We start from the raw sequence: 20,540 nt of genomic DNA, 5'->3' as shown, positions 1-20,540 counted from the left end.
GGCCGGATGCCCGCGTAGCGAGGCGGGGATGGATGCCCGGACGCGGGAAACCGACACAGCCATGTGCCAGACTTGGCGCATGGCCGATCTCACCATCCTCGTCGCCGACGACCACCCGTTGTTCCGTGCCGCCGTGATCCATGTGCTGCAGCAGACCCTGCCGCAAGCCGACGTGGTGGAGGCCTCCAGCGCCGTCACGCTGAGCGCGATGCTGCGCTCGCACCCCCAGGCCGAGCTGGTGCTGCTGGACCTGGCGATGCCCGGCGCACGCGGCTTCTCGGCACTGCTGCACGTGCGTGGCGAGCATCCGGACATCCCGGTGGTGGTGATCTCCTCCAACGATCACCCACGCGTGATCCGGCGCGCGCAGCAGTTCGGCGCGGCCGGCTTCATTCCCAAATCCACCCCGGCCGAATCGATCGGCACTGCGGTGGCCAGCGTGCTGGAGGGCGGCACCTGGTTCCCGCCGATGACCGCCGAGCGCTCGGAGGCCGACGCGCAACTGGCCTCCAAGCTCGCCCAGCTCACCCCGCAACAGTTCCGCGTGCTGCTGAGCCTGGCCGACGGCCTGCTCAACAAGCAGATCGCGCACGAACTCGGGCTGGCCGAGAACACTGTCAAGGTGCACGTCACCGCCATCCTGAAGAAGCTGGATTGCTACAGCCGCACGCAGGCGGCAGTGCTGGTCAAGGCGCTGGAGCCGGAAGGCGAGGGCTGATCGCTCCTGGTGATCGTGTGCTGCATCGTGTTTTGCGATGACGATGACGTGCTGGGACGCAGCGCCTTGCAGAACGGCGATGCAAACGCGCGATGACGCGACGGATTGATCGGTCGTGCCGTTGTCGGTGAAAGATCATTGCACGTGAGGCAGTGCATCGCTGCCGACGGATCGTCCGTCGGCGATGTATCCATCAACTGCGTAACTGCACCTTGTAGGTGCCGTAGATGAGCTGCTGCGCCATCGGCCGGCCGATGAAACGCTCCGGAAAGATCGGCGCCAGCGCGCTGATCCGATCCAGTCGAGCCAGGTGTTCATCGCTCAAGACGATTTCCAGCGCACCGAAGTTGTCCTCGGCCTGCTGCAGCGTGCGCGCGCCCATCACCGGCGAGACCACGGCCGGATTGCGCAAGGTCCAGGCCAGTGCCACCTGCGAGCGCGAGGCACCCAGTTCCTCGGCGACCGCACCGACCGCATCGGCGATCTCCAGCGAGCGTGCATTGAGATGCCCGGTCGAGGCGATCACGCCCTTGCGGCTGGTCGAGACCTCGGCTGCGTTGTCGTCGGAGAGATCGGCGCGGCTGTACTTGCCGGTCAGGATGCCACCGCCCAGCGGCGACCATGGCAACACGCCCAGGCCCAGCTCGCGTGCCATCGGCAGCAACTCGTGTTCGACGCTGCGCTCGACCAGGCTGTATTCGATCTGCAGCGCCACCAGCGGCGACCAGCCACGCAGGTCGGCCAATGTCTGCAACTGCGCCACCCGCCAGGCCGGGGTGTTGCAGATGCCGAGGTAGAGCACCTTGCCCGACTGCACCAGATGCTCCATCCCGCGCATCACTTCCTCCGGCGAGGTGGTGAAATCCCAGGCGTGCAGGTACAGCAGGTCGATGCGGTCGGTGTCGAGCTGGCGCAGGCTGGTCTCCACCGAGCGGATCAGGTTGAGGCGATGATTGCCGCCGGCGTTGATGTTGTCCGGATCGCGCGCCATGGTGAACTTGGTGGCCAGCACGAAGTGCTCGCGGCGGTGCTTGAGCAGCGCGCCGAGGATGCGCTCGGAGCCGCCGTTGGTGTAGTTGACCGCGGTGTCGATGAAATTGCCGCCGCGGTCGGCATACGCATCAAAGATGCGCCTGGCTTCGTCCGCGTCCGCGCCCCAGCCCCAGTCTTCGCCGAAGGTCATGGTGCCCAGCGACAGTGGCGAGACGCGCAGTCCGGAGCGGCCGAGCAGGCGATAGTGGTCCAGCGACAGTGTCTGACTCATGCGGTGTGTCTCCCGGTAGTGGCGTTGTGCGTGTTGCGATGCACTGTGCCGCGGGCCGCCGGGTCGGCGTGAGCCTGGTGATCCGGCATCCTTGCCCGATCGTCCGGATCGTCACCTCGGCATCGTCACGCAGGAATGCGCGCTACTGGGAGGCGATTGAGCGACCAAGACGCTGATGTCTGCGACTTCGTTGCAGGGCCCTTGCCCGCCCACCCTCGCGGGACACGCCGCAAGTACGTCCATGTAGGCTCTTACGCGGCATCCATGCCGCGTAAGGTCCCGCGACGGTGGGCCGGCAAGGACCAGTCGAGTTGATTGGTGCGCATGGCTTTCAATAAAACAGCCAGCAAACTGTTTGTGCGGTGTCCTTGCCGCTTGCGGGACCGTGTGGCGGCATGGATGCCGCCACCGAGCCTCCACGGACGGATTCACGGCGTGTCCCGCAAGCGGCGAGGGCTCCGCGCCCTCGACCGCCTAGGCTGTTGACTGCATCTAAACGACGCGACGAATCGGCATCCATGCGCAGCGGCACGCGTGCGCAGGCGTATCGCGCGCGCTGCTGACAATCACGCCACGCCATCAGAAATCCAGCGAATAGCCCAGCGTGATGGTGCGGCCGCGCCCGGCGAAGTAGCGCAGCGGTTCGACCAGGGCCGATTGCGAGTAGTAGGTGATGTACTGCTTGTCGAACAGGTTGGACACACCCATGCGCACTGCGCCACGCGGCAACGCGTAGTTGAAGGTCGCATCCACCAGCGTGTAGCCGCTGAAGCGCTTGTCGGCCTCGTCGAAGGATTGGCTGAAGGCATGCTGGGCCTGCACGAACGAGGAGAACTTCGGCGTCCACTGCGCCGACCACGAAGCGATCACCCGGTTGGGCGCCACGTTGAGCCCATCCAGGCGTGCGTCCAGCTGCCCATCGTTATCGCTGTCGTAGCGGCCACGGGTGTAGGCATAGGACAGGCGCAGGCGATGTGCCGCATCCAGGCGATAGCCCAGGCTGGCGTCCACGCCCTGCACGCGGGTCTTTTCGCGGCTCATCATGAAGGCGCCGTTGATCGGAACCACGCGCGTGCCCAGGTCCGAGTTGGACTGGAAGTAGCTCAGGTCCGCGTCGAAGGCGCCGCGCGTGAGGCGGGTGCCCGCTTCCACGCTCTTGGTCAGGATCGGCTCCAGCGTGCTCAGGCTGGCCACGCGCGTGCCCGGCGTGTTGATCGCGCGCAGCACGCGGCCCACGTCCGGCATGCCGAAGCCTTCGGAATAGCTGGTGAAAAAGCTCACACCCTCGAGCGGCGTGTAGACCAGGCCGGTGTTGTAGAGGGTCTGGTTGAAGTCGAGCGTGCCGCCTTCGACAGCGACCCGGTTGTAGCGCCACAGCGTCTGGTAGCTGTCGATCTGCAACTCGGCTTCTTCGCGGCGCACGCCGGCATGCAGGGTCAGCGTGGGCAGCAGCTTGTATTCGCCCTGCACGAACAGCGACAGATTGCGGTAGTCCGACTCGGGGACATATGTCCGCCCGGTGCCGTACAGATCCTGCTTGCCGGTGTCGGCCAGCAGGTCGACGCCGCCGGTGAGCTTGAGCCGGCGGTCGAGCAGGTCGTCCCTGGTCAGGCTGATCTTGCTGCCCCACTTGGAGGCGACCGAACGCGATTGGTCGTACAAGGTGCCGACCGGGGCGATGCGCGGGTCCTGAAACGTGGACGAGTTGTCGGCACCGAACAGCCCTTCGAATTCCTGGTTGAACACCATCACGCTCAGCTGCATGCCGGCCAGATCGTCATGGGTGTACGACAGGCTGGAGGTCAGCACATCGTTCCAGGGCGCGGTGCCTTGCGGGGTGCCGCGCACCGAGCTGGTGGGCAGGCCTTGCGCGCGGTTGCCGGCGACGCCGATGTAGTCATTGTCGTTCTTGATGCGGTAGCGGTTGACGCTGACGCTCAGGCGCTGGGTGTCGGTGAGCGCGTAGCCGAGCTTGGCCAGCACGTCGTAGCTCTTGGACGTCATCAGGTCGCCCTGGGTGTTGTCGGCGCCGATCGGCCGGCCTTGTCCATCCACATACAGGCCCTGGTCGCTGTAGCTGGCCGAGAACAGATAATCGAGCCTGTCCGAGCGGCCGTCCACGCGGTAGCGGGTCTCGACGCTGGTGGTTTCCGCACGCGTTTCGGAGGTAGGTGCGGTGGCCTGCACGTCGATGTGCTGGTTCAACGAGCCGTCCTGTGGGCGCCGGGTGATGATGTTGATGGTGCCGCCGGTGGCGCCCAGGCCGTTGATGGCATTGGCGCCCTGGATGACTTCGATGCGCTCGACCATCGCATAGTCGATGGTGTGCGCTTCGCGCCCGGTGGGGCGGATCGGATTGGACTGCGGCACGCCGTCGATCAGGATCAACGGCGTGCGCCCGCGCAGGGTTTCGCCGCTGCCATTCATCTTGCCGCGGCTGGGCGTGTACGAGGGAATCAGGTTGGCGAGCAGGTCGGAGGAGTTGCTGGAGATCGTCAGCTGCTGCTGGATCTGCGCCTTGTCGATGATCAACACCGTCTGCGGCGATTCGGCCACGGTCATGTTGGAGCGCGAGGCGGCGACCACCACGGTGTCCAGCGTGTCGGTGACGTCCGATTGCGCGGACGCGGTGGCAGAGGCGAGCAGGCAGAAGGTGGCAACGAACGGCATGCCGGCCGATCCGGAGACGGGAGACTTCATCGGGCAAGGAACTCCAAGGCGCGGTCGGCACATACGCAGCATATGCACGGCAACGCAAAAGGTGAAGATTAAATGGGAATCATTATCGCCATTCTAGCAGGCGCGAGCGCCGCCACGCTGGGCATGCCGCAGCGTCGTGCGCTGCGAATGCGCGCGTTGGCAGCATCGCGGCGATGCCCGAGCCATGCGCCGCGCGTGCAGGTATCACCTGCGTCGGAAACAGGCGTGTGCATTCCTGCGGCGATGACCGCCTGCACGAATGTTGCAAGCCGCGCGCGCCGCGTCTGCAGGCGTCTGCGCACGCAGTGCAGCAGGCAACTGTCTATGCTATGGCGACCGCCATCGAACATCGCAGCCGCGGCATCGTGACCATCAAATTCGACCTCAACGATCTACAGGCATTCCGTGCCGTTGCCGAAAACGGCAGCTTCCGCCGCGCTGCCGAACGCATCCGCATCACCCAGCCGGCGCTCAGCCGCCGGATCGACAAGCTCGAGTCGGCGTTGAACGTCAAGCTGTTCGAGCGCACCACGCGCAAGGTCGCGCTCACCACGGTCGGGCAGGCGTTCATGCCGCAGGTCGAGCGCATGCTCGACGACCTGGACATGGCGTTGATGAGCATCGGCGATGCCGGATCCAGCCGGATGGGCACGGTGACCGTGGCGTGCGTGCCGTCTGCGGCGTACTACTTCATGCCCCAGGCGATTCACGGGCTGCATCAGCTGTTTCCGAAGATTCGCATCAGGCTGTTCGATGGCAGCGCCAGTCACGTCAGTGCGGCAGTGGCCTCCGGCGAGGCGGATTTCGGCGTCAGCTTCAGCGGCAACCTGGCACCGGAGGTCGAGTTCGAGCCGTTGCTGCAGGAGCGCTATGTGATCGCCTGCCGCCGGGACCATCCCCTGTCCGGACGCGAGCAGGTCAGCTGGCAGGAAGCCTATGGCCATGACTACATCACGCTCGACAAGACCTCGGGCAACCGGCTGGTGCTGGACCGGGCGCTGTCTGCATTCACGCCGGAGCAGCCGAGCATCTGCGAAACCCGCCACGTCACTACATTGCTGGGCTTGGTGGAGGCCGGCGTCGGCATTGCCGCCGTTCCTTCGATCGCCATGCCCTCCGGCCCGCATCCGGTGCTGGCGGCGGTGCCGCTGGTCGAACCGGAGGTGTTGCGCAACGTGGGGATCCTCAAACGCCGTGGGCGGACGCTGACACCGACTGCGCTCGAGCTGGCGGAACTGGTGCGACGGATGCCCGCGCGCTCACGGTGAGACCGGATCCAGGCCGGTCGCGCGCGCAACCGCCTGCGCGTCACCCGACTGCAGGTAGGCAAGCAGGCGCCTGGCCGCTGCGGGATGATCCGCGTTGACCGGCACACCCGCCGCATAGCGCGTGATCGACTGCAGCGGTTCGGGGATCTTGCCGACAACATCCACGCCTGCCACCGGGAGCAGTTCGGCCATCTGCTGAAAGCCCAACTGATAACTGCCGTCGGCCACCACCGAGCCCACCGGGATGCGTTCGATCTTGCGGCTCTTGGCCATCATCGGGCTCTGGATCTGCAGCTGCTTGAACAGCGTGGTCTCGATATAGACGCCACTGGCGCTGTCGGAATAGGCAACGGAATCGGCCTGCAGCAACGCGTGTTTGAACTGCTCGACGGTATCGATCTTCGGCTTGGGTGCGCCACTGCGCACCACCATGCCGATCCGGGAATCGGCCAGCTCCACCCGCGATGCCGGATCCACCAGTCCTGCATCGATCAATTTCTGCAGCGCGCTGCCCACCATGATCACCACATCGGCATGCTCGCCACGCGCAAGCCGGTTGGGAATGGCTTGCGGCGTCTGTCCCATCGAAGGGCCGTGCAGTGTCGCAACCGTCACCCCGGTCTGCCTGCTGTACTGCGGCGCCAGACGTTCGAAGGCGGCAGTGAAACCGCCGGAGGTCATCACGGTCAGATCCTGCGCGGCTGCGGCCGGCGACAGCAGGGCCGTGGTGACAACCGCAGCGAGCAATTTTTTCCAGAGAGCCCGCATCATTTCGCCGCTCCCGCAGCCGTATCGAGGCCGGTCGCTGCCGCTGCGTTGCCATGCCGGCGATACAGGAACAGCGTCGCCAACAGTGCGCACACCGACGCGAACACCAACCAGTACCCAGGGGCCGCCTTGTCGCCGCTGACATGGATCAGCCAGGTCGACATCACCGGCGTAAACCCGCCAAAGACTGCCGTGGCCAGGCTGTAGGCGAGCGAGAAGCCCGCCACCCGCACATGCGCCGGCATCAGTTCGGTAAGCGCGGGAATCATGGCACCGTTGTAGATACCGTAGAGGAAGGACAGCCACAGCAGCGCCTGCAACATGTGCGCAAAGCTCGGTGCGGATGCAAGGAACGCGAGCACCGGATAGGCGCTCAGTGCGCACACCACCGCCATGGTCACCAGCAACGGCTTGCGGCCGAAGCGGTCGCTGAGCGCGCCGCCGATCGGCAGCCAGAGGAAGTTGGAGATGCCCACCAGCAGCGTCACGATCAAGGCGTCGCCGGTGCTGAGCTTGAGCACGCTCTTGCCGAATGTCGGTGCGTACACGGTGATCAGATAGAACGCGGTCGTCGTCAGCGCCACCATCAAGCCGCCGGCAATCACGGTGCCGGCATTGTTCGCCAGCCCGCGCATCACCTGCTTCATCGTCACCCGCTGGGTGCGCTGCGCGAATTCCGCAGTCTCTTCCAGGCGCCGCCGCAGCAAAAAGATGAAGGGGATGATGACGCAACCGATGGCGAAGGGAATCCGCCAGCCCCACTGCGCCAGATCCTGCGGCGGCATCAGCTGGTTGAGCGCATAGCCGATGGCGGCCGCGGCGACGATGGCCACCTGCTGGCTGGCCGACTGCCAACTGGCATAGAAGCCGCGCCGCCCCGGCGTGGCCATCTCGGCCAGATACACCGACACACCGCCCATTTCGGCACCCGCCGAGAAGCCCTGCAGCAGCCGTCCGAGCAGCACCAGTGCCGGTGCCCACAAACCGATGCTGGCATAGCCCGGCACCAGCACGATCAGCACCGTGCCGCTGGCCATGATCGCCAGGGTGACGATCAAGCCCTTGCGGCGGCCGACATCGTCGATGTAGGCGCCCAGGATCACCGCGCCCAGCGGGCGCATCAGAAAGCCTGCGCCAAACACTGCGAAGGTCATCATCAGCGAGGCGAATTCGTTGCTCGCCGGGAAGAACACCGCGGCGATCTGGGTTGCGTAGAAACCAAACAGGAAGAAGTCGAACTGCTCGAGGAAGTTGCCCGAGGTCACCCTCAGCACCATCCCCAGTTTCGACTGCCGCGTTGCCTCAAGGTTCGAAGTCTGCATAGATCGCCCTCCACGATAGGTATGCACGTGCGTCTGATAGGTGAGGCGATCGATTCTGGTGGAGCGGGCCGGCATTGATAATTGCTGCTTTCTCATCGACTGATGCGCGTTGAACATCAACCCGCCCCGGAGCAATGCTCGACTCGACCTGGCGGCGATGCGACGAACGTGGCATGCAGCAGGTGCATGCAGGGAGTCCGCGAGGCGTGGGCGTTTATCGATCCAGGGCGTAGAAACGAACGCTGTCTCGAGCTGCCGATGCGCAGATCGGTCCTGAGCAGCGCGTGTGCTTCCGCTCTGCATCAACTGCTAGGCCGCATGCCGTGCCGGCAGCCGGGCAACCTATCCGCGCCGCAACAACATCTGGGTGACCAGTGCGCGCAGCGCGGGCGGGCGCACCGGCTTGGTCAGGAATCCCCAGCCCAGGTCGAGCGCGTGTTCGCGCAGCGCCGGGTCGGGTTCGGCGGTGACCAGGATCACGCGCGGTTCGCGTTGCCAGCGTTGCACCAGCTGCGGCAGCAGCATGGGGCCGTAGTGCTCGCCCATGCGCACATCCAGTAACAGCAGCTCCGGCACCTCGTCGGGGCTGGCGGCGGCCAATGCCTCATCGGGTCCGCCGGCGAAGTCCACGCGGCATTCCCAGCGTTCCAGCAGGGCACGGCTGGCCTCGCACACGCGCGGGTCGTCGTCTACGCACCACACGCGGCAGCCGTGCAGGATCGGGTCGTTGGCGTTTTCTGCGGTGGTGGTGGTTGGCGGCGGCAATTGCCTGACGATGGCCGCGCGTTCGCCCAGCGGCACGGTCACCGAAAACACGCTGCCGCTGCCCAGCGAGGAGCGCAGGCCGATGCGGTGGCCGAGCAGCCGGCCGATGCGCTCGACGATGGCCAGGCCCAGGCCGGCGCCGCGGTCGTTGGCCACGCCGTCGTCCAGGCGCCGGAATTCTTCGAAGATCTCTTCCTGCAAGGCCTCGGGAATGCCGGGCCCCTGGTCGTGCACCTCGATGCGCAGCCAGCCGCCGCGACGACGGCAACCGATCAGCACCCGCCCGCGCGGGGTGTAACGGATGGCGTTGGACAGGAAGTTCTGCAGGATGCGCCGCAGCAGGTTTTCATCGCTCAACACCACCGCGGACGTGGGCACCCAGTCCAGCACCAGGCCGCGGTCTTCAGCCAGGATGCCGAACTCGCGGGCCAGCGTTTCCAGCAGCGGGGCGATGGCGAAATCGCGCACCTGGGTCTTCAGGCTGCCGGCCTCCAGCCGCGAGATGTCCAGCAGGCTGTTGAGGATGGCGTCCTGCGCGGCGAGCGCGCCTTCGATGTTGTCGACCACGCGCGCGCTGCCGGGCTCGCCCACCTGTCCGCGCAGGACCGAGACGAACATGCGCGCGGCGTTGAGCGGTTGCAGCAGGTCGTGCACGGCCGAGGCGACGAAGCGGGTCTTGTAGCGATTGGCGCTCTCGGCCTCGCGCTTGGCCGCGGCCAGGTCGCGGGTCCGTTCGGCCACGCGGTGTTCCAGTGCATCGGCCAGCGAGCGCAGCTCGCGCGCGGCGTTCTTGTAACTGGTGATGTCGGCATAGCTGGTGACGAATCCGCCATCGGGCAGCGGATTGCCGCGGATTTCCAGCACGGTGCCGTCTTCCTTTTCGCTCTCGCGCATATGCGGTTTGCCGCTGCGCAGATGATTGAGGCGGCGTTCGATCGCCGCTTCGATCGGCCCCGGTCCGAGCAGGCCGCGGCGTGCGTTGAAGCGGAACAGGTCTTCGATCGGCCGGCCGATCTTCAGCAGTTCGGGCGGGAAGCGGAACAGCTCCACATAGCGCGAATTCCACGCCACCAGATTGAGCGCCTCGTCGATCACCACCACGCCCTGCGGCAGGTGTTCCAGACTGCGGCTCAGACCGGCGTTGGCCTGTTGCGCGGCGGTGACCACGCCATCCTGCGCGGTACGCAGTTCTTCGGCATGTTGTTGCAGCAGCGTTTCCAGCTCGTGCCGGCTGCGCTGACGCAACGCGGACAGGCGCCGCCGCTGCTGCACGAACAACCACAGCAAGGCCAGTGCCAACCACGCACCGGCCGCGGCAATCGCCGCGGCGCGGCCGGCCGCTGCGCTGGCGCGGGTGTCGTGCAGCAGATGCAGGCGCCAGCCGCTTTCGGGCACCTCCAGGGTCTGCCACAGCACCGGGCCGGCGAGCGGTGGGTCGCTGACCTCGGCCAGCACGCCACCGTTGCCGGTCTGCTCGATCAGCCGGCGCCGCAGCGGCAGCAGGCCCTGGTCGGCGTACTGGCGGGTGCTGCGCAATTCGCTGCGGTCGCGCAGGCTCAGCGGGGCCAGCATGCGGTAGCGCCACTGCGGGCGGCTGGCCAGGAACACCACCGCATGCGCGTCGGAGGCCAGCACGATGTCCGGGGTTTGCAGCCATTCGCGTTCCAGCGCGGCCAGCGCGATCTTGATCACCACCACGCCCTGCACCTGGCCGCCGGCATCGACGATGGCCTGCGACAGGAAGTAGCCCGGTTCGCTGGTGGTCATGCCGATGCCGTAGAAACTGCCGCTGCCGTTGGCCAATGCCTGCTGGTAATACGGGCGGAAGGCGTAGTCCACGCCCACGTTGCTGCGCGCTGCGCGCCAGTTGCTGGCAGCCAGCGCAATGCCGTCGCGGTTGATGAGCGTCAGCGTGGAGGATTGGGTGACATTGTTGGCGCGCTCGAGTTTGCGATTGAGCCGCTCTACCTGCGCGGGCGACAGCGGGCCGGAAACGGCCGCGCGCAGTTCCGGGTCCAGCGCCAGGATCTGCGGCAGCGTGCGATAGCGATCGATGCGTTGCTGCAGGGCCTGCGCGTACAGGCGCAGCTGGCGCCGCACGGTGGCACTTTCCTCGTGCAGGGCGTTCTGTTCGACAAAATGCCCGGCCGCCAGCATGGCCACCAGCATGCCGCCCAACACGATGGTCAGGGTGAGCAGCAGACGGCGGCGTTGCGAGGCGTACATGCCGACAAGTATGGCGGTGCGCCGATGCATCGTGCAGCCATCGCCGCCACGGCGCCTCCAAAAACAACTGCGGCCGCATCCCCGGAAGGAAGCGGCCGCAGTGGGCTGCATGCTGCGTGAGCGGCCAGGTTGCCGCGTTGAAGCGGTCAACCGAAGCCAAGCCGCGGCCGACCAGGCCTGGGTCAGCGTTGCGCGATAAGGCTTAGAACTGCACCTGCGCGCGCAGCTCCATCACATGCGGGGTTTCATGCACGCCGTTGCGCGTGGCATCCACCCAGCTGTAGTTGGCCTGCATCTTGAAGTGGCTGGTGAGGTACCAGTTGGCGCCGATGGTGGTGTCGTGCTGGCGCCCGCCGCTGACGCGGTTGTCTTCCAGATCCAGGCGGCTGTAGCGGGCGGTCAGCTCGACCGCGCCGTAGTCGTGCGCCGGCTTGATGTTGCCCGGTACGCCGCCGGCATAGCTGCGCGACTCGCCGGTCAGCGTCCAGGTGCCATAGAGGTATTGGCCCTGCGCGATGTAATGCGGCAGGTTGTCGTTACGCGCCACCTCGGCGCGCAGCGCTTCGCTCTGCAGCGAGAACGGGCCGTGGATCCACACCGCTTCCACGCCGGCGCGGATCACGTGGTCCACATCGAGAATGGTGCCGGTGTCGATCAGGCGCACGTCGGTCAGGCCGGCTTCCGGGCGGGCACGCAGGCGCACGCGCGGGCTGAACGACACGCCGCGGCCGTCGCTGAAGCCGCGCGGGTTTTCCACCGAACCGGCCAGGCCCAGGTGCAGCACGTTGCCTTCGGCCTTGAACGGGGTCCAGGCGGCATGCACGGCCTGGGTGGTGCCCGGGTTGTCGCCCTGCAGGTCCTTGCCGCCGTAGGCGCCGGCCTGCAGCAGGTACTGCTGGCGCTCCAGCGTCCATTCCACGCCGGTACGACGGCCCTGGAACACCGCCTGGATCGGCAGGCCCAGTTCCATGAAGCTGCCAGCACGCGAGCTCTGCACCGCTTCCAGGCCCACCGGCACCTTCATGTAGCCCATCCGCACGCGACCGTAGTCCTGGCCGAACAGCGCCTTGGTCTCGACGCGGAAGAACACGTCCAGCCACAGCTTGGACTCGAAGTCGAAATACACCATGGCGTCGTAGACGCCCTTCTTCTTGAGGGTGGCGCCGAATTCCTTGCGGCGGAAGTCGGTGCGGTCTTCCAGGCGGTCGTCGCCGGAGAAGTTGTTGTCGTCGTAGGCATAGTTGCCGGTCAGGCCGAGCTCGGTGCCATCCCCGAAGGTGTACTTGGTGGGCCAGTTTTCCAGCGAGGTGGCCGCATTGGCGGCAGCGGGCGCGGCGGCGATGGCCAACGCGAGAACGAGCGGATTGAGGCGCATAGGTGTGGTCTTCGGCAAGGAGAAGGGGCCGGGCGTTCTGCCATGGCGGTCGCACTGAACAGCTTCAGCAAGCGCGCAGGTTCCGGACGGCCAACAACACAGGAATCGGTGTCTGCGTTAAACGGAATTAACGGCCGGTGGTGGCGCGGCTGAAGTGTAAGGCGACGTTCAGCCCGGGGACAGTGCGTAGTACCAATGGGCTATCGGCTCGGGCTGTGACGTACGGCCAGAATGCCCGCACCGGGTACCTGCTCAGGCACCCTCTATGTTCCCTCGGAGTGGCGTCATGCACATTAGCAAGCCTGCCGGCCCCTTGCCGGCGCCCGTCCCGTTTTACCGTCAGCTGTATTTCCAGGTGGTGGTGGCGATCGTCCTGGGTGCCCTGCTGGGCCACTTCGAGCCGGCCTTCGCCGAAAGCCTGAAGCCGCTGGGCGATGCCTTCATCAAGCTGGTGAAGATGATCATCGCCCCGGTGATCTTCCTGACCATCGTCACCGGCATCGCCGGCATGACCCACCTCAAGACGGTGGGCCGGGTCTTCGCCAAGTCGATGACCTACTTCCTGTTCTTCTCCACGCTGGCGTTGATCGTGGGCATGATCGTGGCGCACGTGGTGCAGCCCGGCGCCGGCATGAACATCAACCCGGCCGAGCTGGATCAGAGCGCGGTCAATACCTACGTGCAGAAGTCGCACGAGCTGAGCCTGGTCGGCTTCCTGATGGACATCATCCCGGCCACGCTGGTCAGCGCCTTCGTCGATGGCAACATCCTGCAGGTGCTGTTCGTGGCGGTGCTGTTCGGGATCGCGCTGGCCCTGGTCGGCGAGCGTGGCCGCCCGGTGCTGAGCTTCCTGGAAGCGCTGACCGCGCCGGTGTTCCGCCTGGTGCACATGCTGATGAAGGCCGCGCCGATCGGTGCGTTCGGTGCGATCGCCTTCACCATCGGCAAGTACGGCGTGGAATCGCTGGTCAACCTGGCCTGGCTGGTGGGGTCGTTTTACCTGACCTCGCTGTTCTTCGTGCTGGTGATCCTGGGCATCGTGTGCCGGTTGTGCGGCTTTTCGGTGCTCAAGCTGATCCGCTACCTCAAGGCCGAACTGCTGCTGGTGCTGGGGACCTCCTCGTCGGAGTCGGCGCTGCCGTCGCTGATGGAGAAGATGGAGAAGGCCGGCTGCGAGAAGTCGGTGGTGGGCCTGGTGGTGCCGACCGGCTACTCGTTCAATCTCGATGGCACCAACATCTACATGACCCTGGCCGCGTTGTTCATCGCCCAGGCCACCAATGTGGACCTGAGCCTGGGCCAGCAGATCACCCTGCTGGCGGTGGCAATGCTCAGCTCCAAGGGCGCGGCCGGCGTGACCGGCGCCGGCTTCATCACCCTGGCCGCCACGCTGTCGGTGGTGCCGGACGTGCCGGTGGCCGGCATGGCGCTGATCCTGGGCGTGGACCGCTTCATGAGCGAGTGCCGCTCGCTGACCAACTTCATCGGCAACGCGGTTGCCACCGTGGTGGTGTCGCGTTGGGAAAATGCGCTGGACCGCGACCAGCTCAAGCTGGTGCTGGATGGCGGCTCGCCGCCGTTGCAGGCACCGGTGGCCTCGACCGACGTCGTCGCCCCGATCAGCGCACGCTGATGCTTCCTACGGCCCTGTATTCCGTCGGCGCTGCCGGCGGGGTGCAGGGCCGTTTCCGCTTCCAGCCCACCCTGGCCGCCGCGCACGACGCGCTGCAGCCTGCGATCTTCCTGCCACGCCGACAGCTGCGCGACAGGCCCTTGTTCAGGCAGGAGGGTAGAATTCAGCCCTCCTGCGCCTTCGAGACCCACACAGCCGATGTCCAACGACGACTTCAAACAGGCCGCCCTCGACTACCACCGCCAGCAGCCGGCCGGCAAGATCAAGGTCACCGCGACCAAGCCGATGCTGACCCAGCGCGATCTGTCGCTGGCGTATTCGCCGGGCGTGGCCTTCGCCTGCGAGGCGATCGTCGAGGAACCCACCCAGGCCAGCGAGCTCACCGCGCGCGGTAATCTGGTGGCGGTGATCACCAACGGCACCGCGGTGCTGGGCCTGGGCAACATCGGCCCGCTGGCCTCCAAGCCGGTGATGGAAGGCAAGGGCGTGCTGTTCCAGAAGTTCGCCGGCATCGACGTGTTCGACATCGAGATCAACGAGAACGACCCGGACAAGCTGGTCGACATCATCGCCAGCCTGGAGCCGACCTTCGGCGGCATCAATCTGGAAGACATCAAGGCGCCGGAGTGCTTCATCGTCGAGCGCAAGCTGCGCGAGCGCATGAACATCCCGGTGTTCCATGACGACCAGCATGGCACCGCGATCATCGTCGGTGCCGCCGTGCTCAACGCGCTGGTGGTCACCGGCAAGAAGATCGAAGAGGTCAAGCTGGCCACCACCGGCATGGGCGCGGCCGGCATCTCCTGCGTCAACATGCTGGTCTCGCTGGGCCTGAAGCCGGAGAACATCCTGGCGCTGGACCGCGACGGCGTGATCCACACCGGCCGCACCGACCTGGACCCGGACAAGCAGCGCTACGCGCGCGACACCGACAAGCGCACCCTGGCCGAGATCGTCGAGGGTGCGGACATCTTCCTGGGCCTGTCGGCGGCCGGCATCCTCAAGCCGGAGATGGTCGCCAGCATGGCGCGCCAGCCGGTGATCTTCGCGCTGGCCAATCCCAACCCGGAAATCACCCCGGAAGCGGCCAAGGCGGTGCGTCCGGATTGCATCATCGGCACCGGCCGTTCGGACTACCCGAACCAGATCAACAACGTGCTGTGCTTCCCTTACCTGTTCCGCGGCGCGCTGGACGTGGGCGCCACCGGCATCAACGAGGAAATGAAGATCGCCTGCGTCAAGGCGATTGCGGCGATGGCGCGGCGCGAGGCCTCCGACCTGGGCGCGGCCTACGGCGGCGAGACCCCGAGCTTCGGCCCGGAATACCTGATTCCGCGTCCGCTGGACCCGCGCCTGCTGGTGGAGCTGTCGTCCGCCGTTGCGCAGGCGGCGATGGATTCGGGCGTGGCCACGCGCCCGATTACCGACATGGAGGCCTACCGCGACAAGCTCGGCCAGTTCGTCTACCGCACCAGCCTGATGATGAAGCCGGTCTATGACCGCGCGCGCGCCGACAAGCAGCGCGTGGTGTATGCCGAGGGCGAAGAGGAAGTGGTGCTGCGCGCGGTGCAGAACGTCGTCGACGAAGGCCTGGCGTTCCCGATCCTGATCGGCCGCCCGGACGTCATCGAGGCGCGCATCGAGCGCATGGGCCTGCGCCTGACCGCCGGAGTGGATTTCGAGATTACCAACATCCTCGACGACCCCCGCTTCAACGAATACTGGCAGTACTACCACGCGCTCACCGAGCGTCGCGGCGTGACCGTCACCGCCGCCAAGGAACTGATGCGCTCGCGTCCGACCCTGATCGCGGCGGTGATGGTGGCGCGTGGCGAAGCCGATGCGATGCTGTCGGGCGTGGTCGGCCGCTTTCACAAGAAGCTGGGCTACGCACGCAGCGTGATTCCGCTGGAGCCGCGGGTGAGCTCCACCTCGGCGATGACCGGCGTGATCAACCAGCTGGGCGTGTTCTTCTTCCTGGACACGCATGTGCAGGAAGACCCCACCGTCGAGCAGGTGGTCGAGGCGACGCTGCAGGCTGCGTACCGCCTCAAGCTGTTCGGCATCGAGCCCAATATCGCGCTGCTGTCGCACTCCAACTTCGGCAGCCACGACTCGCGCGATGCGCTGAAGATGCGCCAGGTGCGCGAAGCCCTGCTCAAGCGCAAGCCCGAGCTCAACATCGACGGCGAAATGCAGGGCGACACCGCCTGGGACGAGGCGCTGCGCAAGCAGATCATGCCCAACAGCACGCTCAAGGGCCGCGCCAACCTGTTCGTGCTGCCGAACCTGGAAGCGGCCAACATCGCCTACAACCTGGTACGCGTGTTCACCGACGGCGTGGCGATCGGCCCGATCCTGATGGGCATCTCCAAGCCGGTGCACATCCTCACCACCAGCGCCACCTCGCGCCGGGTGATGAACATGACCGCGATCGCGGCGGTGGATGCGCAGATCCGCCGGCAGCGCGATGCCGAGAAGACCGCCAGCGAAAGAAATAGCGATTGAGATCCCCCACCGGGAAACATCAAAGACCGATCCGTTAGCGGCACCCCACGTGCCGCGCCAACGCCCCTCTCCCATCGGGGCGACAAGGCACTGCTTGCGCGCCACTGGCACGCGTGCCTTGAAGCGCCCGCGCCGCAAGCGCGGGCCGGCGCGCGGAGCGGGGGTTGGGGTTGGGGTGAGGGGACGGTTACCAGCGCTGCTGACCTTGCAGTAAAACCCCGCTCCGGCAGCCCCGTGCAATTCCGTCGATCGCGTGAGCGGGTGCCTGCATCCTGCAGTCGCCTGCCTGCAGAAAGCAGCGCGATCAGCGATACGAGACCGGCGCCTCAACGCGCCGCGGGCTCAGCCCCCAGCAACTCGATCTCCGCCAGCTGCAGTTTCGCAGGTGCGCTGAATCGCAGCCGATACTCGGCATACGCACCCGGGGAGGCAATGCGAAACGGCCGCGTCTGCAATGGCCAGTCAAACGTTTCCTCGCGGCGCTGATCGACCACCTTCCAGGCACCATCGGCCGTCCGCGCTTCCAGCGTCCATCCGCTTGCCGCAATCGCCGCGTTGCCGCTGGTCAGCGTGTAGAGCGTCGGCGTGCCGCGCGCCATGCCGCTGAACGTCAGTGCTGATGCCGATGCAACTGCAGCGACCGTCCCCGCATCGTCGTCATGCAGCGCAGCGACATCGCCACCATCGGCCAGGGTGATGCGCGCCGTGTCTCCGAGCACATCGCGCAAGGGGGCAGGGCGTTCACCCGCAGGCGTCAGCGATGGCGGCGCATCGTCCGGCCCGGTGCCCCAGCGCGAGGGCGTCGGCCCCATGACGAAGTCCAGCGTCGCACCCCTGGCGAGGTCTGCATGCGGCAACCAGGTCTTGCGCCAGGGCTTGCCGTTGACCTTGAGCGATTGCACGTACACGTTTTGCGGCGAATTTTGCGGCGCATTGACCGTCAGCGTCCGGCCATTGGGCAAACGCAGGCTGGCGTGCGTGAACAGCGGCGAGCCGATCACATAGTCCGGCGTACCCATGCGCAACGGATACAAGCCCATCGCTGCGAACAGATACCACGCCGACATTTCGCCATTGTCCTCATCGCCGGGGTAGCCCTGGCCGATCTCGCTGCCCAGGTACAGGCGCGCCAGGATCTCGCGGGTCAGGCGTTGCGTCTTCCACGGCTGCCCGGCGTACAGGTATATCCACGGGATATGGTGCGCGGTCTGGTTGCTGTGCGCGTACATGCCCATGCGCACGTCGCGCGCTTCGGTCATTTCGTGGATGGTGGAGCCGTAAGAGCCGGCGAACCTGGCCTCGGCGGTCTCGGGGGTGGCGAAGAACGTATCCAGCTTCGCTGCCAGACCGGCGCGTCCTCCATACAACGCGGCCAGGCCTTGCCCATCGTGCGGTGCGGTGAACGCAAACGTCCAGCCGCTGGATTCGGTGTAATCGTGGCCCCAGACGCGCGGATCGTACCGTGCCGCGTCCACGCGCCAGTTGCCGTCCGGGGTGCGGCCCTGGAAGAACCCGATCGCCGGATCGAACAAGGCCGAATAGCCCGCCGCGCGGTGACGGAAATACACAGCCTCGGTCGCGTAACGCTCGCGCGCCGTGGCTGTTTTCGCCTGCGTGGCCAGCGCATCGGCCATGTTGGCGATACCGAAGTCGTTGAGCGCGCCTTCCATCGACCACGACATGCCTTCGTGGGTGTCGGTGTCGGCATAACCGCGAAAGGTCGAACGCGCCATGCCCTTGCGGCCGACGTGCCTGTCGGGCGCCACCACGGTGGCGTTCTTGCGTGCGGCAACATACGCCTCGAGCGGATCGAAGCCCTGCACGCCCTTGAGCCAGGCATCGGCAAAGGCCACGTCGGAACTGGTGCCGACCATCAGATCGGCATAGCCGGGCGACGACCAGCGCGCCACCCAGCCGCCCGCGCGCGACTGCTCCAGAAAGCCTTGCACCAGCGCACCGGCATCGTCGGGCGCGAACAAGGCGTACGCCGGCCACGCGGTGCGAAAGGTGTCCCACAAGCCGTTGTTGACATAGACCCGGCCATCGCGGATCGGCGCAAAGCTGCGCACCGCGCTGCCATCGATGTTGTCGTCCGACCAACTGCTCTGGCTCGCGTAACGCCAGTCCGATGCGCTGGCGCTGCCGACGTTCTCATGGCCGGAGTTGGGATACAGGTGCAGGCGGTACAGGTTGGAGTACAGCGTGGTCTTCTGGTCGGCGGTGGCATCGGGCACCTCCAGGCGTCCCAGCAATGCATCCCAGGCGTCCTGCGCACGCGCGGCAACCTGCTCGAATGTTGCCTGCGGCGCGATTTCCAGGGCCAGGTTGTGCCTGGCCTGATCCAGCGAGATCAGCGAGGTGGCAATGCGCATCTGCACCTGCCGGGTGCTGCCTGGATCGAACTTGATCCAGCCGGTGGGCCGGCCGGTATCGCTCAGGCCGCTGGTTTTCCACGGCGTGTCGAAGCTGGCATAGACATACATGCGCGTGGCCCCGGTCGATAGCCCGCTACGCACATCGGTGTAGCCGGAGAGCGTCTGTGTTGCCGCATCCAGGCGCAGCGCGCCGCGCGCGTCCACATTGTCGAACACCAGATTGGCATCGCCCTGTGCCGGGAAGCGAAAGCGGAACAGCGCGGCATGGTCGGTCGGTGCGATCTCGGCCTGGATCCCGTTGTCCAACTGCAGCGCGTAGCGATAGGGACGCGCAGTTTCATTGGCGTGCGAAAACGCCAGTGCTCGCTGTTTGCGATCGGCTGGCGGCACGCCGGCGGCCAACGACGGCATCACCTGAAAGGTCTGGCGGTCGCCCATCCACGGGCTGGGCTGATGGCTGAGCGACAACGCCTGCAGGCGCGGGCGATTGTCCGCATCGTTATGTTCGTTCCAGCGATACAGCCAGGTCAGCGTGCCCGCATCGGTCACCGGCGTCCAGAAGTTGAAACCATGCGGCACGGCCGTTGCAGGGAAATTATTGCCGCGCGAGAACGTGCCATTGGATTGCGTGCCGCGCGTGGTCAGCACCCAATCCGACGGACGCGTTGCCGGCGTCAGCGGCACCTCGGCAAGCGCGATATCGTCGATCCAACCGGCACTGGTCGCGCCTGCGGGCGGCGCAACGTCCAGCTCGATCGCACGCACACGGCGGCCACGCAGGCCGGGCACGTCGCCCAGCCGCACCGCCTTGCGCGCCCATTGCTGCGGATACAGCGTCTTCGACTCGCCTTGCGCCTGCGCAGCTGGCGCGACGCCATGCTGATCCCGCGCAGCGCTGGCAGACACGCGCGTGCCGTCGTCCAGCAGCAGATCCAGTGACACATAGGTCGATGCCACATGCTCGCCGCCCACACTCTCCGGCAATACCAGCCACGACAGCGTCGTATCGGCACCGATCGGCACATCGGCGGTAAACAGGGTGCGCCGCCCACCTGCAGCATGACTTTGATACCGCAATGCATGCGCACCGCTGTAGCCGGCGTTGGGCTTGGCCGCATATGGCGCGGCCGGGCCGGTGCCGATGGCAATCTGCACATCGCCTGCCGCTGCGCTCACCGGCAACGGCTGCCCGGGCTCGAACGAACTCGAAAACTCAATTGCTGCGCTCACCGACAGCGGCGCAGCGCAGCCCAGGGCGACAACCAGCCGGAGCCACAGCTCACGCGGGTGCAACAGCACAACAGACGAGGTCACGTGGCGATGTCTCCTTAGGGTGCGATGCCGCAGGGCAGGTCCGGCCGAGTGCTGCGGGCGATCCGGACACGGGGCGCAGGCGCGGGGCGGTGCGCCATGGTCAGGCGATGATAAGCGCGATGTCCGGCTGGGGTGGCGCTGCCGTGCCTGTAGGGGGGCCGGGCTCTGCTGGATCTTGAGCATCTCTCGAGGTTGCCGGCGCCCGCGCTGGCGCCGAGACCATCGCCACCCGAACCGGCGTCGCCCGCTCAATGGGCCGATCACCACGCAGGCTGCTAGAATCCGCGCTCTGCCTTTGCCTCTA

At 66.3% G+C, this 20,540-nt stretch carries 11 protein-coding genes; 4 read left to right on the top strand and 7 right to left on the bottom strand.

From position 1 onward, the window contains the following. Positions 1 to 79 precede the first annotated feature (79 nt). Positions 80 to 718: a response regulator transcription factor gene (locus ABQ039_RS16055; RefSeq protein WP_349778664.1), complete on the top strand. Its 639-nt coding sequence runs from the start codon at positions 80 to 82 to the stop codon at positions 716 to 718. Positions 719 to 911: 193 nt separating this feature from the next. Here ABQ039_RS16055 and ABQ039_RS16050 read toward each other — a convergent pair whose 3' ends face one another. Beyond that, complete coding sequence (locus tag ABQ039_RS16050; RefSeq protein WP_349778665.1) at positions 912 to 1,982, bottom strand: aldo/keto reductase; 1,071 nt, start codon at positions 1,980 to 1,982, stop codon at positions 912 to 914. 579 nt (positions 1,983 to 2,561) lie between these two features. Beyond that, positions 2,562 to 4,682, bottom strand: a complete 2,121-nt coding sequence (locus ABQ039_RS16045) for a TonB-dependent receptor (protein ID WP_349778666.1) — start codon at positions 4,680 to 4,682, stop codon at positions 2,562 to 2,564. A 365-nt stretch (positions 4,683 to 5,047) separates the two neighbouring features. Between ABQ039_RS16045 and ABQ039_RS16040 the strand changes: the two genes are divergently transcribed. After that, a complete protein-coding gene (locus tag ABQ039_RS16040; protein WP_026064333.1) occupies positions 5,048 to 5,950 on the top strand; it encodes a LysR family transcriptional regulator in 903 nt (300 codons plus the stop codon). Here ABQ039_RS16040 and ABQ039_RS16035 read toward each other — a convergent pair. From ABQ039_RS16035 to ABQ039_RS16020, 4 genes are all read right to left on the bottom strand, one after another. Beyond that, a complete protein-coding gene (locus ABQ039_RS16035) occupies positions 5,942 to 6,721 on the bottom strand; it encodes a substrate-binding domain-containing protein (RefSeq protein ID WP_349778667.1) in 780 nt (259 codons plus the stop codon). The two genes, ABQ039_RS16040 and ABQ039_RS16035, sit on opposite strands and share 9 nt — an antisense overlap. Beyond that, positions 6,718 to 8,067, bottom strand: coding sequence for an MFS transporter (locus ABQ039_RS16030; protein WP_102255967.1), 1,350 nt, complete (start codon positions 8,065 to 8,067; stop codon positions 6,718 to 6,720). The genes ABQ039_RS16035 and ABQ039_RS16030 overlap by 4 nt, the downstream gene beginning before the upstream one ends. 315 nt (positions 8,068 to 8,382) lie before the next feature. Then, on the bottom strand, positions 8,383 to 11,031 hold the full coding sequence (locus tag ABQ039_RS16025) for a PAS-domain containing protein (protein ID WP_349778671.1): 2,649 nt from the start codon (positions 11,029 to 11,031) through the stop codon (positions 8,383 to 8,385). A 202-nt stretch (positions 11,032 to 11,233) separates the two neighbouring features. After that, positions 11,234 to 12,406 (bottom strand): OprO/OprP family phosphate-selective porin, encoded by a 1,173-nt coding sequence (locus tag ABQ039_RS16020; protein WP_016902551.1) that lies wholly within the window; start codon positions 12,404 to 12,406, stop codon positions 11,234 to 11,236. A gap of 286 nt (positions 12,407 to 12,692) precedes the next feature. Between ABQ039_RS16020 and ABQ039_RS16015 the strand changes: the two genes are divergently transcribed. Together ABQ039_RS16015 and ABQ039_RS16010 are read left to right on the top strand one after the other, a co-directional pair. Then, complete coding sequence (locus ABQ039_RS16015; RefSeq protein WP_016902552.1) at positions 12,693 to 14,039, top strand: dicarboxylate/amino acid:cation symporter; 1,347 nt, start codon at positions 12,693 to 12,695, stop codon at positions 14,037 to 14,039. 198 nt (positions 14,040 to 14,237) lie between these two features. Further along, positions 14,238 to 16,547 (top strand): NADP-dependent malic enzyme, encoded by a 2,310-nt coding sequence (locus tag ABQ039_RS16010; RefSeq protein ID WP_104542332.1) that lies wholly within the window; start codon positions 14,238 to 14,240, stop codon positions 16,545 to 16,547. A 326-nt stretch (positions 16,548 to 16,873) separates the two neighbouring features. Here the strand turns inward: ABQ039_RS16010 and ABQ039_RS16005 are convergent, their stop codons facing one another. Next, positions 16,874 to 20,236: a GH92 family glycosyl hydrolase gene (locus ABQ039_RS16005; RefSeq protein ID WP_184611307.1), complete on the bottom strand. Its 3,363-nt coding sequence runs from the start codon at positions 20,234 to 20,236 to the stop codon at positions 16,874 to 16,876. Between the last annotated feature and the right edge of the window lie 304 nt (positions 20,237 to 20,540).

This window comes from Xanthomonas sp. WHRI 6108 (assembly GCF_040202385.2).
Classification (GTDB): Bacteria; Pseudomonadota; Gammaproteobacteria; order Xanthomonadales; family Xanthomonadaceae; genus Xanthomonas; species Xanthomonas arboricola.
The sequence above is the reverse complement of the archived record's forward strand: the minus strand, read 5'-3'. Positions and strand labels throughout refer to the sequence as shown.